The organism is [Clostridium] symbiosum ATCC 14940 (assembly GCF_000466485.1).
GTDB classification, from domain to species: Bacteria; Bacillota; Clostridia; order Lachnospirales; family Lachnospiraceae; genus Otoolea; species Otoolea symbiosa.
The window spans coordinates 1-12,779 of sequence record NZ_KE992796.1; the positions used below are offsets into that span (position 1 = coordinate 1).

A 12,779-nucleotide genomic window follows, 5' to 3' on the forward strand; every position below is an offset into this window, starting at 1 on the left:
AATCCCACCCCAACTATTGACAAAGAGCCTAAAAAAAGACACCCGACAGTCATCTGAACTGCCAGGTGTCACGCCTTTACGTATTCGGTAGTGAAATCGTTAACCATACTGGTTTTCTGTTTGCCAATCAAATGTTCTAATTCATCGGCAGATAACAATCCTTTTAAATAAATCTGCACAATTTCAACCTGACCGGAGCCAATTTCAGCTACAAGCTCTAATTTACTAATTTCTCTCACCTCCTGTCTCTAACATCAGCTTAATAATATCACAGCATTGGCCGGCCTGCTTTAAATATCAGTAAAGGAATTGTATTTTTTATGTAAGTTTCGCTTTCATCACGCATTCCTGTTAAACGATAATCTGCACGCTCCGCGCAAATGTCACCGTCATCAATTAAAAAGACGGCCTCCGCAAAGACCGTCTCATCCCTGATTTAATCATATTCTGATTATCAGTTATCAATTAATTTGTTCGTATCGTTCCAGCTGTAAAGCTTACGCAGTTCGGTTCCTGTACTCTCAAGCAGATGGGCCGCTTCTTTCTTTCTCATCGCATTGAAATGCGGGCAGTTCACCTGGTTCTCAAGAAGCCAGTTCTTTGCGAATGTACCGTCCTGGATATCGGTCAGGATCTGCTTCATGGCCTTCTTTGTCTCATCTGTGACAATCTTAGGTCCTGTTATGTAATCGCCGAACTCGGCAGTATTGGAAATGGAATATCTCATTCCTGCAAAACCGCTCTCATAAATCAGGTCTACAATCAGCTTCATCTCATGGATACACTCAAAATATGCGCTCTCAGGCTCATATCCTGCTTCTACCAGAGTCTCAAATCCTGCCTTCATCAGGGCAGTTACGCCGCCGCAGAGAACTGCCTGCTCACCGAACAGATCTGTCTCAGTCTCCTCACGGAATGTTGTCTGTAAAACGCCTGCTCTTGCTCCGCCGATAGCCAATGCATAAGCCAGTGCCTTGTCATGTGCTTTTCCCGTATAATCCTGATGAACGGCGATCAGACATGGTACGCCTCTTCCAATCTGGTATTCGCTTCTTACCGTATGGCCCGGTCCCTTCGGCGCGATCATCGTGACATCCACGTTCTTTGGAGGTACGATCTGTCCGAAATGAATCGCAAAACCATGAGCAAACATCAGCATGTTGCCTTCGTCCAGATTCGGCTCCACAGACTCTTTATACATCTGGGCCTGCTTCTCATCGTTAATCAGCACCATGATAATATCTGCTTTTTTAGCTGCTTCTGCCGCTGTATAAACTTCGAATCCTGCCGCTTCCGCTTTAGCCCAGGATCTGCTTCCTTCATATAAGCCGATGATTACATGACAGCCTGATTCCTTTGCATTAAGTGCATGGGCATGTCCCTGGCTGCCGTAGCCAATCACGGCAATTGTTTTTCCTTCTAATAATGATAAATTGCAATCTTCCTGATAATAAATCTTTGCCATTCTTTGTACTCCTCCTTGGGATATGTTAAAGTTGATAATTTTATAAAGAATGCCGCCGACGCCTCTCTGTACGCCTTTGGCGACACTTTGTAACTCGGTTACGGAAGAAAACGGACGTCGTCTGCCCCTCTGGAAAGCCCCGTAAGGCCGGTTCTCGCCAGCTCCAGTATCTCATAATCCTCCAGAAGGTTAATCATCGCATCCAGCTTGGACTGGTCTCCCGTAAGCATTACCGTAACGGATTCCTTGCCCACGTCTACGATTGAGGCACGGAAAATCTCGGCGATGGCGTTAATCGCCATTCTCTCGCTGGCATTCGCCCTCACCTTCACCATCATAAGCTCCCGATAGACGGAATGTCCCTCCCGGAGTTCCTTAATATCGTGAACATCCTCAAGCTTTCCGAGCTGCTTCTGGATCTGTTCCAGAACCTGCTGATCCCCCAGAGACACTACCGTCATCCTGGAATATCTCGGATCTGCCGTGACACCTACGGTAAGACTTTCAATATTATATCCGCGGCGGCTGAAAAGTCCCGCTACTCGGCTCAAAACACCGGCGGTGTTATCTACTAATAATGATAAAACAATTCTGCTCATCTGCATTCCCCACCTCGCTATGTCATGATGTTGGGGTCAAAAGGTCTTTTGACCCCTTTGAAACCGGATTGCTCCGCACTGCGTGCTCTCACAATCCTCAAAAACATTCGCAATCCGCTCATTTTTCTGCGAAAAATGGCTTCTGGTATCATGTAATACAGTTAATGATAACAATCAAACCTTTCTTTGTCAACTAATTAAAAGGAATGGGTAGTATTACTTACAGATATACCGCTCTTATTCCGCAATATTTTCATTAAATTAAGTTGACAGCTTCTTTTTGTTATGTCATACTTTAATAAGTAGTTTTAATAACCACATTTGGAGGTTCTTGATTATGGAAAATAAGATGAATGATAATAGAGTTCCCCGTGAAAGGGTGGCCATCCTGATTGATTCCGGATGCGATGTGACAGAGGAATTAATCAGGCAATATAATATGAAGCTTCTGCGTCTGCACGTTATCTATCCGGAGAAGGATTATTCCGACGACTTAGATATTTCACCGCAGACTGTGTACGAGCGTTTTCCCGGAGAGATTCCGCATACCTCCACCCCAAGTCCCCAGGAAGTAAAGGATATGGCAGATGAGCTGAAACGGGAAGGCTACACCCATGTGCTGGCCTTTGCCATTTCAAGCGGCCTGAGCGGAACGTACAATACCATGTGCAGCGTTCTGAATGAGGAAGAGGAACTGACTTCCTTTGTCCTTGATACACGCAATATCTCCTTCGGTTCCGGGGTTCTGGCTGTCTGGGCCGCCCAAAAGCTGGAGGAAGGAATGCCTTATGAAGAGCTTGTCCGGCTTCTCCCCGGCAAGGTACAGGATTCTAAAATCTTATATTACATGGATACGCTGACCTATCTGCAGAAGGGGGGCCGAATCGGACTTGTTACCTCCATCGTAGGCAATATCCTGAACCTGAAACCCATCATCTCCTGTAATTGTGAAGGCGTTTATTATACCGTCGCTAAAATCAGAGGTTCCAAGCAGGGTATGACAAAGCTGTTAGCCGAGGCAAAGGATTTTGCCGGAGACGGACCCGTATGGTTTTCCCTGTTAAACGGCAACGCTGCCGCCGCTTCCAACGAGATGCTTAAGCGTATTACCGAAGCGCTGCCTGAAGGAAAACATCTTCTTTCAAAGCAGATTGCCGCCTCCCTTGCCGTACATACCGGCCCCGGACTTCTGGGAATCGGGATCCTCAAAAATCCGTGATGATTTCCCTTCAAAAATAACTCCATTCGAATATTGTAAAGCCGCAGCAGTCTGTCGTTTATTCCTTGAGCCAAATAAACCGGATGCTGCGGCTTTTTAATTGAAGGCGGTGACCTGTGCGCGGAGCGTGCAGGTTATCGTTACAGTAGATTCTGCTGTATATTGGTAATATTTCTCCATCCCCTGGAAAAAAATCCCAAATTTTAGTATACTTAGTAAATGACTGTTTTTAATCCGATTTTATAAAGGGGGGAGCGGATGCATCCAAATCAATTATTCATTGAAAAATCAGAAAAGATTCTAAGGACCAGACCAAAGGGCTGCTGCTATCTTCTTTATCTGGACATAACAGATTTCCAGTATATCAATTTCTGTTATGGTACTAAAGCCGGAGATCGTCTGCTTCAGGCAGTGAATGATTATACTGCCGGCCTGCCCTTTGTGCTTCTCTGTGAAAGACTGTACTCAGATTATTTTCTCTGTATCCTGTATTTTCCCGGAGAGACGCCGGATGAAAAAGCCGTACAGGCTGTGGAGCACAGCCTCAATGGTTTTATGGCCGAACAGCAGAAGCTGTATCCGGCCTGTAAACTGAGATTTGCCTGCGGACTCTGCCGTACCGGTACGCAGGAATTATCACATACCATTGAAAGCCCCAATCTGGCCCGTAAGGAGGCCAAACGGCTGGACACCGGCTCAGCCGTTCTCTACAGCGAAGAACTCGTCCAAAAAACCGTCACCCGTTATGAGCTGGAGCAGACACTGAATCAGGCTGTCAGGGAGCAGAGATTCTGTTTCTATCTGCAGCCCAAAGTAGATCTGACCAATGGACGGATCATCGGTGCGGAGGCACTGGCCCGGAGGATTGGACAGGACGGCACCGTTATATACCCCGACAGTTTCCTTCCCGTGATGGAGTCCTCCGGAACTGTGGTAGAGCTGGATCTGCTTATCTGCAGGCAGGTCTGCGCTTTTTTGTCAGGAAGGCTCAGACAAGGCCTCCCTGTTGTACGCACATCCGTCAACCTTTCCAGGCTGCATATTAAAAATAAGGATACAGCCTCTTCTCTTCACGCAATCGCGCAGGAGTACCAAATTCCTCCGGAGCTGCTGGAATTTGAACTGACCGAAACCATTCTGCTCGATGAACTGACCGGTGCAAAAAAACTGATTGACCAGCTTCGCACCTATGGTTACCGTGTCTCAATCGATGATTTTGGTTCCGGGTACGCCGGTATCAACATATGGCAGGAGCTGAATTTTGACTGCCTGAAGCTGGACGGATGTTTTCTCTCCGAAGACCCAGAACTGAAAAAGAAAAATGAGGCCCTTGTCCCCAATATTATCAATATCGGCCACCGCCTCGGTATCAGTATCTTATGTGAAGGAGTGGAAACGGCCGGACAGTGCACTTACCTGACACGTCTCGGCTGCACCACCGTACAGGGATTTTACTTTTCCCATCCGATAGCTCCGGACGTTTTTTATGACATTTACCGGAAGCAGAACGGTTGTTACCCTCTTCCTTTCCAGAATAACCACAATACGGACCGGACGGCTCATGAATCCGGTGGATTGCCAAAGTCCGATGTGGATCCGTCCTTAAATCCGTCCCTGAATCCGAAATGGTATATTCCGCTTTCCTTATGTTCTCTATTTATGGCGGTATGTGTGATTCTGGCCACCATATTTTACCAGCATATTGCCCGGGAGCAGTTTAATGAACTGGTGCTGGAGAATCTGGATTCCTGTATGAACGGCCAAAAAGCGGAGATTCTTTCGGGCATTGAAAGTGTGAGTTCAACGCTCCGGAACCTTTCCGTGCTGATCTCCCAGCGCGGTGACTCGAAACGGGCAGAGGAATTCCTTCAACCACTGAATAAAGGCGAGCCCCCGGGCAAATATTCCTGGATGTCCGCAGCGAATATAGAACAGGCAGAAGAATTATTCCCCTTAACGCAGGAGGACCAGACTGCTGCGCTCCGGCTGAAGAAGGGAGAAACCGTCATATCCAATCTGATTCCTTCCCATCGGCCGGATAATTTATATTATTATGCCGTGGCCGTTCCAGTCTTTGAAAACGGTGTTTTTTCCGGTGCGATTTGCGGCACCGTCAATGCGCAGAGCCTCACCGGCACCTCGCTCTATTCTACAGCCCAGGGCTCTGTTATCGGCTGCTTTATCACAGACGGCAATGGAACGGTTCTGCCGTCCGCAGGAGAAGAAGAATATGCCACACTGGCCGGATGCATTGCGAAGCTGAATATCCGGCCGGATGCACATTCCTCTGATATCGCCACTGTTTTATCAGCGCCGTCCGGGAACTGGAAACTTGGCACCAGAGACCGGATCCCCTTCTATCTGTCCAGGGCTGATTTAGGCATTAACGACTGGCATGTTACCGTACTTTACAGGGCAGATAAGGCCGCCGCCCGTTCAAACAGGATTACCACGGCCTCTCTCTGTTGTACGGCAGCTTTGTTTACCGCTATAATATTGATTTACCTGATTATTTTCCTGTATATGAAGAAAATCCAGAAGAAATTTTCCATGGAGGAGCAGCGCTACCTTCTTCTGGAGCAATTCTCCGATACTGTGCTTTTCGATTATGACTGCCTTAAAGACACAATCCGCTTTACCCCTAATGCAGACAGACTGTTTAAAATCCACGATCTAGTGCAGCACAATTACCTGCACGGCCTGGATGTCAAATATATCTATGCCGGAGACATGGAAATAATTCAGTCACTGCTCATGGGCCAATCCGTTCAGAAGGAAATCCGGATCCGGCTTCTTCATCCGACTGAAGACCGCTATTTCTGGTGCCTTGCCCAGTTCCGGTATCTGTTTGAACATGGTACTCTCGTATCTGTCGTCGGAAAAATAACAGATATTGATGAACAGAAGCTGCATGAAGATTATCTGATTGAAATTTCGGAAAAAGACGGGCTCCTGCGCAACAGAGCCTCAGCCGAGGCAAAAATCAGAGAAAGCATCCAAAACGGAGCCGACGGCACCCTCCTTATGATCGATGTGGATAATTTCAAACAAATCAACGATCAGTTTGGTCACACCGCCGGTGACAGCGCCCTTATTTTTCTGGCCGATTGCCTGCAGAAGACGTTCCGCTCCAATGATATACTGGGCCGGGCCGGAGGGGATGAGCTTATCGCTTATATGGAAGGCGTCTGCAACAGAAATATTGCCCAAAAGAAGGTGGAACTGCTGATGTACTACATACGCCAAAGCACCAGCCAGGGTCTCCCCTTTATCTCTGTCAGTATCGGCATTGCGCTCTGTCCTGATGACGGTATGTCTTATGAAGAGCTGTTTACCGCTGCCGATCAGGCCATGTACGAAGCTAAGAACAGGGGGAAAATGCAGGCTCAGTTTTATGAGGATATGGCATGATAATGCTAAAAACATGCTTTTCCGGCTTTTCTTCACCTTAACTGAAAAACGGGGATGCAAACGCATCCCCATTTTCAATAACCGGATTTGACATCGGCCGACGGCTCAGTCTTTTTCCGTCACATCGCTCCTATCCGGCTTTCCCAGTCACTACCATATTTAAAGGCCATCTTCATCTCACTTCCCACACTGATAAAAACCTCGTCATCCGGAATCTCCTCCCTGCGGTACCAGCCGGCCTCCGACAGCTCATCCTCCTCAAGCCGAATCGTATCGTCTCCGTCCAGTTCGGCAAAAAAGCCTATCATCTCCGTATCGGTAAATGCCCATGGCTGACTTTTGAAATAGCGGATATTCCGAACCTTAAGTCCTACTTCCTCCATTACTTCCCTCTGCACCGTCTCTTCAAAGGTCTCCCCAATCTCTACAAAACCGGCTATCAGGGCGTAGCCTCTATAGGGCCTGTCGCGGTATCTTGACATTAAGAGCTTATCTCCGTTCGTGACCGCCACGATAACGGCCGGTGAAATTTTGGGATACTCAATCTGTCCGCAGACCGGACAGACGAGGGCGCGTTCCGTTGTACTGTCCGTTGTGCCCGCACCGCAGCGGCCGCAGAATTTCCTGCTCTCCCGCCATCTCCATATCTGGGTCGCCGTGATAGCGGCAAACGCCTGATACATTGGTTCCATCAGTCTGAAATACTGTGTCCCTTTAAAGGCAAAACGGCCGGTTTCTGCCACCGCATTCTCTTCCTTATTCTCTATCAGGAAATAAGATTTTTCATCAATTGCAAACAGATAGACCGCCCGTTCCACGGCATCGGCAACCACCTCCGTAATTTCAGAAAACAGGGGAATCGCATAGACCGCTTCCGGTTTCTGCGCTTCCCGTCTCCGGGCAGCCGTAGTCTGTTCTCTGTCAATCAGCAGAGTCCGGTTATTATGTATCACCAAAACATAATCCGCAGCCTCCGGCCTCCTCGTCTTAAAGGCGTTGTCGTATCTGTGTGGGGCAATATCCTGAATCATAGCGTGTTCCATCCTTTTCGTAAATTCTATACCATCTTTCGATTGAATTATTATATTGCTTTTTTTCGATACTTGCAATGGTATTGATGAAAATTACGCCGCCGGATTCACTATAGTTCTGCTCTCAACTTCTTCAACAATTTTTTTATCTCTTCTTCCCCGGCTGAAGAATACAGCTTTCCGTCCAGCAGAAAATTCGGGGCTGTCCTGCATTGCTTCAGGCAGTCCCTGGTCTCCAGCAGGACTTTCTTATCCGAAGAAAGGGCGCCGGAAGCCGGGATCTTCCCTTTAATCCCAAGTTCTTTTTTTACTGTGTCCAGGAGATTTTGGCCTTCCCTGTGACAGTTTTTTCCGGTGCAGAACGTCATCCTGTGCCGGTAGGGAGCCGGTTTAAGGCTCTTGTAAAGTTTCATGATACAGTCAATAACAGACAGCTTGACTCCTGCCGCTTCAGCCGCCATTTCCTTATGTTCAGCAGAAATCCAGCCGTAAAGCTCCTGTATTTCCTGCATCATAGACACAATATTCTCCTGTGATGAGGGTGAAGTCATGCTGCTGTAATAACTCAGTATTTCTTTCAGCTCTTCCTCCCGTCTTTCCTGATCCGTTCCTGCCTCCATTTCCCGCTCGGCTCCTGTCTTTCCACGCTTATCCTGTTTTTTCATGCTGCTTCCTCTCTCCTGCTTACACTTTTTAAAATAGTATGGACACAGTAAGGAAGTTTTATCCTTTTAGCAGATAATCATGTACCAAAATCCGAACTGATATTACCGCACTTCTGCTTATGACAGCCGGCCTTTAAAATCTTCATAACCAAATTCTTTCACCGGCCGGAACCTTCCCTGTAAATCCCTGAGTACGAGAGACGGCAAAGGCATTCCGTTAAACGTGTTATTTTTGACCATGGTATAAAGCGCCATATCAGAAAATATCACCTTTTTTCCTTCCGTCAGCGGCGTGTCGAAGGAGTAGTCGCCAATGACATCACCGGCCAGGCAGGTCGGGCCGCCCAGACGGTATGTGTGCGGCTTTTCTCCCGGCTCCCCGCCCCCAAGCACCGGCGGCCTGTAGGGCATCTCCAGCACATCCGGCATATGGCAGGCTGCCGACGTATCAAGTACCGCTATCTCTATTCCGTTTTCCATTGTTTCAAGAACCGTGGAGACAAGAAAACCGGCATTCAGGACCACAGCCTCCCCCGGCTCCAGATATATTTCCAGGCCGTACTTTTCCCTGAGTTTCAATATCAGGCGTATCAGCCTCTCCCGGTCATAATCTTCCCTGGTGATATGATGGCCCCCTCCCAGGTTAAGCCATTTAAGGCGCGGCAGATAGTTTCCGAACTTTTCCTCCAGCGCCGCAAGCGTCGTCTCGAGGGCATCGGAATTCTGCTCACAGAGCGTGTGAAAATGATATCCATCCAGATACGGTAAAATTTCCGTTTCAAACTTCCCTGCGCTCTCCAGGTTCCGCTTTGTCGTCCCCAGTCTGGAGCCGGGCGAACAGGGATCGTAAATCGCATGGCCTTCCTGTGTGGAGCATTCGGGGTTCAGACGCAGCCCGGCCGACTTTCCCGCCGCTTTGACCCGTTCCCCGTATTTCTTCACCTGGGACGGCGAATTGAAGACGACGTGATCTGCATATCTGAGTATCTCATCGAATTCGTCTTCCCTGTAAGCGGCCGAAAAGACATGGGTCTCCCCGCCGAATTCCTCATGCCCCAGTCTGGCCTCGAAAAGTCCGCTGGCTGCACTTCCCGCCAGATATTCCCGGAGAAGGGGATAGACGGAGAACATGGAAAATGCCTTCTGGGCCAGCAGGATCTTACATCCGGCCCTCCCGGAAACCTCCCTGAGAATCTCCAGGTTCTGTTTTAACAGTGTTTCATCCACCAGATAATATGGGGTTTTCAGCAATCCATCCCAGTATTCCATCGATCCTTCTCCTTTATTTTCCAGTATTCTTTTTCATCATTTATTAATCCACCAGCGCCGGCTCAAAGGACTCCTTCCATGGAAGGCCCCATTTATTCAGCGCATCCATGAACGGATCCGGATCGAATTCTTCGATATTCCAGACACCGGGTTTCTTCCAGGTACCGTTCATAACCAGCATTGCCCCTATCATGGCCGGAACGCCGGTGGTATAGGAAATTGCCTGGGAACCTACTTCTTTATAGCATTCCTGATGATCACAGATATTGTACAGGTAATACTTCTTCTCTTTGCCGTCCTTTTTCCCCTGGAAAATGCAGCCGATATTCGTCTTGCCCACCGTGCGCGGCCCGAGCGAAGCCGGATCGGGGAGAACCGCCTTTAAAAACTGGAGCGGCACAATCTCCCGGCCCTCGTACATAATCGGTTTGATTGATGTCATCCCCACATTTTCCAGACATTTGAGATGGGTCAGATAGCTCTGGCCAAAGGTCATGAAGAAGCGGATGCGTTTGATTCCCGGCATGTTCAGGGCCAGTGATTCAATCTCCTCATGGTGGAGCAGATACATATCCTTCTTTCCGACTCCCTCAAAATCGTACTCTCTCTTTATCTCCATCGGCTCCGTCTCCACCCAGCGGCCGTCTTCCCAGTAGGAGCCTTTGGCAGATACCTCACGGATATTGATTTCCGGATTAAAGTTTGTGGCAAAGGGATAGCCGTGATCGCCTCCGTTGCAGTCCAGGATATCGATATAGTTAATCTCATCAAATTCATGCTTCAGCGCATAGGCTGAGAATACGCCGGTCACGCCCGGATCAAAGCCGCTTCCAAGAAGGGCCGTAATACCTGCCTTTTCAAATTTTTCACGGTACTCCCACTGCCATTTATATTCAAATTTCGCCGTGTCCTCCGGCTCATAGTTGGCCGTATCGATATAATGGGTCTTCGTCGCCAGGCAGGCGTCCATAATCGTTAAATCCTGATACGGCAGCGCCAGATTCAGCACCACATCCGGTTTATACGCTTCAATCAGGGCAACCAGCTCCCCGACATTGTCCGCATTCACCTGAGCCGTCTCGATTTTCGTCCTGGTGGAGCCTTCCAGCTTCTCTTTTAACGCGTCACACTTTGATTTTGTACGGCTGGCAATGCAGATCCCCTCAAATATTTCGCTGTTCTGGCAGCATTTGTGAATTGCCACGGATGCAACGCCCCCGCAGCCGATAATTAACGCTTTTCCCATGCTTTATTCCTCCTTGCATTTCTCTGCTTTATTTATTGTTCTGTATTATTTAATAATTCGTTTAATACCCTGCTTTATTGCCCGATTTATTTATTGCCTGCTTTATTTATTGCCCGGTTTTATACTATCCGACAGTGCGATCAGCATCTCCCTGACAATCTTGCAGGCCACGGCCGTGGATGCACCGGATACGTCCAGCATCGGAGCCAGTTCATTGACATCACAGCCGGCTATCTTTGCATTCTTGCAGACCAGCGTCACGGCGCTGCGAAGCTCGTCAAAACTCACGCCGCCCGGTTCCGGCGTTCCCGTACCCGGAAAGACCGAGGTGTCCAGCACATCCAGGTCAACGGTCAGATAGACCGGCTTTCCCTGCAGTGCCCGGAGCGACTCCATAAGACTCTCCTGCGCCAGATTAAAGCGGTGGGTATATACGTGTTCCCGCCCCCAGCTCCACTCCTCCCTGTCTCCGGAGCGGATGCCGAACTGATATATGCGGCCGTCGCCCAAAAGCTCATGGCACCTTCGGATCACGCAGGCATGGGACAGCTTCGCACCCAGGTAATCATCCCTCAGATCGGCGTGGGCATCGAAATGTATGATATGGAGATCCGGATATTTCTCCCTCACGGCCCTGACGGCCGCCAGAGTTACCAGATGCTCCCCGCCAATCATAAACGGCACTTTTCCATCTTTTACTATCTCTCCCGCCCTCATTTCCAGGTCGGACAGGGCTGCCTCCGCACTGCCGAAGCACAGCTCCAAATCTCCGCTGTCAAATACGGCGCAGTCAAGCAGGTCTTTATCCTGGTATGGGGAATAGCTCTCCAGACCGTAAGACTCCGAGCGCACCGCCCTGGAACCGAACCTGGCTCCGGGCCGGTAGGAGGTGGTGGAATCAAACGGTGCGCCGTATAAAACGATATCCGCCTCCTCATACGGTGCGTCACAAGCCAGAAAATTCTCAATATTTGCCTTCAACATCTTCTAACATCTCCTCTACGTAAGCGGGCAGGTAAAATGCGCCCTTATGAAGTGTGGTGGTATAGTATCGGCAGGATAAGCCCCGCATGTTCCACCTGGTTTCATTCAAATCCTTAAGCGGATGGTATTTCTTTGATGCAAACCCAAACAGCCAGTGTCCCGACGGATAAGTCGGAATATGGGCCTGATAGACGCGGCTGATGGGGAAGGATTCCACGATCCGCTTATGCGCCCTCTTGCAGGCCTCCGCATCGGCGTCATAAAACGGGCTTTCATGCTGGTTGACCATGATACCGTCTTCTTTCAGAGCCTTATAGCAGTTACCGTAAAATTCCCTGGTAAACAGTCCCTCCCCCGGTCCGAAGGGATCGGTGGAGTCCACAATAATCAAATCGTACTGATTCTCACAGGAGCGGACAAATTTCAGGCCGTCTTCGTAGTGGATGGTGAGCCTCTCGTCATCCAGGCGGCAGGCTGTCTTCGGCAGATATTTTCTGCACACCTCCACCACCAGGGGATCGATTTCCACCATGTCAATGTGTTCTATCTCATGGTAACGGGTCAGTTCCCGGATTACTCCTCCGTCCCCCGCGCCAATCACCAGCACCTGTTTTACCGCCGGATGGACAGCCAGAGGCACGTGTGTGATCATCTCGTGATAGATAAATTCATCCTTTTCCGTCAGCATCATATAACCGTCCAGCGTCAGAAACCGTCCAAATTCCGGGGAATCAAAGACGTCAATCCGCTGGAATTCACTCTTGCCGCTGTAGAGCTGGCGGTCTACCCGGATGGACAGCTTTACCCCCGGCGTGTGTTTTTCAGAAAACCAGAAATTCATGTTATACTCCTTTCAGTAGAGATTTAGTTAAGCAGGTGAGGACGCCGCC

11 protein-coding genes are annotated in these 12,779 nt (G+C 49.0%); 2 read left to right on the plus strand and 9 right to left on the minus strand.

Annotated elements, in window-relative coordinates; translation table 11 throughout:
- Positions 1 to 68 precede the first annotated feature (68 nt).
- The 3 genes from CLOSYM_RS22900 to ilvN form a co-directional block, all read right to left on the minus strand.
- Positions 69 to 239: a hypothetical protein gene (locus tag CLOSYM_RS22900; RefSeq protein ID WP_003503370.1), complete on the minus strand. Its 171-nt coding sequence runs from the start codon at positions 237 to 239 to the stop codon at positions 69 to 71.
- 215 nt (positions 240 to 454) lie between these two features.
- Positions 455 to 1,465: a ketol-acid reductoisomerase gene (gene ilvC, locus CLOSYM_RS01020; protein WP_003503369.1), complete on the minus strand. Its 1,011-nt coding sequence runs from the start codon at positions 1,463 to 1,465 to the stop codon at positions 455 to 457.
- 98 nt (positions 1,466 to 1,563) lie between these two features.
- Entirely contained in the window at positions 1,564 to 2,064 is a 501-nt protein-coding gene (gene ilvN, locus CLOSYM_RS01025; protein ID WP_009299222.1) for an acetolactate synthase small subunit, read from the minus strand.
- Positions 2,065 to 2,401: 337 nt separating this feature from the next.
- On the opposite strand from ilvN, the gene CLOSYM_RS01030 reads away from it, so the two are divergent.
- Complete coding sequence (locus tag CLOSYM_RS01030; protein ID WP_021640609.1) at positions 2,402 to 3,283, plus strand: DegV family protein; 882 nt, start codon at positions 2,402 to 2,404, stop codon at positions 3,281 to 3,283.
- Between the two features lie 258 nt (positions 3,284 to 3,541).
- Positions 3,542 to 6,694: an EAL domain-containing protein gene (locus tag CLOSYM_RS01035; protein WP_021640610.1), complete on the plus strand. Its 3,153-nt coding sequence runs from the start codon at positions 3,542 to 3,544 to the stop codon at positions 6,692 to 6,694.
- A 119-nt stretch (positions 6,695 to 6,813) separates the two neighbouring features.
- Here the strand turns inward: CLOSYM_RS01035 and nudC are convergent, their stop codons facing one another.
- From nudC to speE, 6 genes are all read right to left on the minus strand, one after another.
- Positions 6,814 to 7,725 carry an NAD(+) diphosphatase gene (gene nudC / locus CLOSYM_RS01040; protein ID WP_044902027.1) on the minus strand — a complete coding sequence of 304 codons (912 nt, stop codon included), beginning with the start codon at positions 7,723 to 7,725 and terminating at the stop codon, positions 6,814 to 6,816.
- Between the two features lie 110 nt (positions 7,726 to 7,835).
- Entirely contained in the window at positions 7,836 to 8,390 is a 555-nt protein-coding gene (locus CLOSYM_RS01045; protein ID WP_021640612.1) for an NADH-quinone oxidoreductase subunit NuoE family protein, read from the minus strand.
- Positions 8,391 to 8,507: 117 nt separating this feature from the next.
- Positions 8,508 to 9,659, minus strand: a complete 1,152-nt coding sequence (gene nspC / locus CLOSYM_RS01050; protein ID WP_021640613.1) for a carboxynorspermidine decarboxylase — start codon at positions 9,657 to 9,659, stop codon at positions 8,508 to 8,510.
- 43 nt (positions 9,660 to 9,702) lie between these two features.
- Positions 9,703 to 10,905, minus strand: coding sequence for a saccharopine dehydrogenase family protein (locus tag CLOSYM_RS01055; RefSeq protein ID WP_003507490.1), 1,203 nt, complete (start codon positions 10,903 to 10,905; stop codon positions 9,703 to 9,705).
- A gap of 102 nt (positions 10,906 to 11,007) precedes the next feature.
- Positions 11,008 to 11,889, minus strand: coding sequence for an agmatinase (speB, locus tag CLOSYM_RS01060; RefSeq protein WP_021640614.1), 882 nt, complete (start codon positions 11,887 to 11,889; stop codon positions 11,008 to 11,010).
- Entirely contained in the window at positions 11,870 to 12,730 is an 861-nt protein-coding gene (gene speE, locus CLOSYM_RS01065; protein WP_003503355.1) for a polyamine aminopropyltransferase, read from the minus strand. Before speE ends, speB begins: the two co-directional genes overlap by 20 nt.
- Positions 12,731 to 12,779 lie beyond the last annotated feature (49 nt).

Coding starts and splice junctions, on each gene's coding strand:
- nspC (WP_021640613.1), bottom strand. CDS start 9,659: ATGGAATACTGGGATGGATTGCTGAAAACCCCATATTATCTGGTGGAT.
- nudC (WP_044902027.1), bottom strand. CDS start 7,725: ATGATTCAGGATATTGCCCCACACAGATACGACAACGCCTTTAAGACG.
- CLOSYM_RS01055 (WP_003507490.1), bottom strand. CDS start 10,905: ATGGGAAAAGCGTTAATTATCGGCTGCGGGGGCGTTGCATCCGTGGCA.
- CLOSYM_RS01035 (WP_021640610.1), top strand. CDS start 3,542: ATGCATCCAAATCAATTATTCATTGAAAAATCAGAAAAGATTCTAAGG.
- CLOSYM_RS01045 (WP_021640612.1), bottom strand. CDS start 8,390: ATGAAAAAACAGGATAAGCGTGGAAAGACAGGAGCCGAGCGGGAAATG.
- ilvN (WP_009299222.1), bottom strand. CDS start 2,064: ATGAGCAGAATTGTTTTATCATTATTAGTAGATAACACCGCCGGTGTT.
- CLOSYM_RS01030 (WP_021640609.1), top strand. CDS start 2,402: ATGGAAAATAAGATGAATGATAATAGAGTTCCCCGTGAAAGGGTGGCC.
- speE (WP_003503355.1), bottom strand. CDS start 12,730: ATGAATTTCTGGTTTTCTGAAAAACACACGCCGGGGGTAAAGCTGTCC.
- speB (WP_021640614.1), bottom strand. CDS start 11,889: ATGTTGAAGGCAAATATTGAGAATTTTCTGGCTTGTGACGCACCGTAT.
- ilvC (WP_003503369.1), bottom strand. CDS start 1,465: ATGGCAAAGATTTATTATCAGGAAGATTGCAATTTATCATTATTAGAA.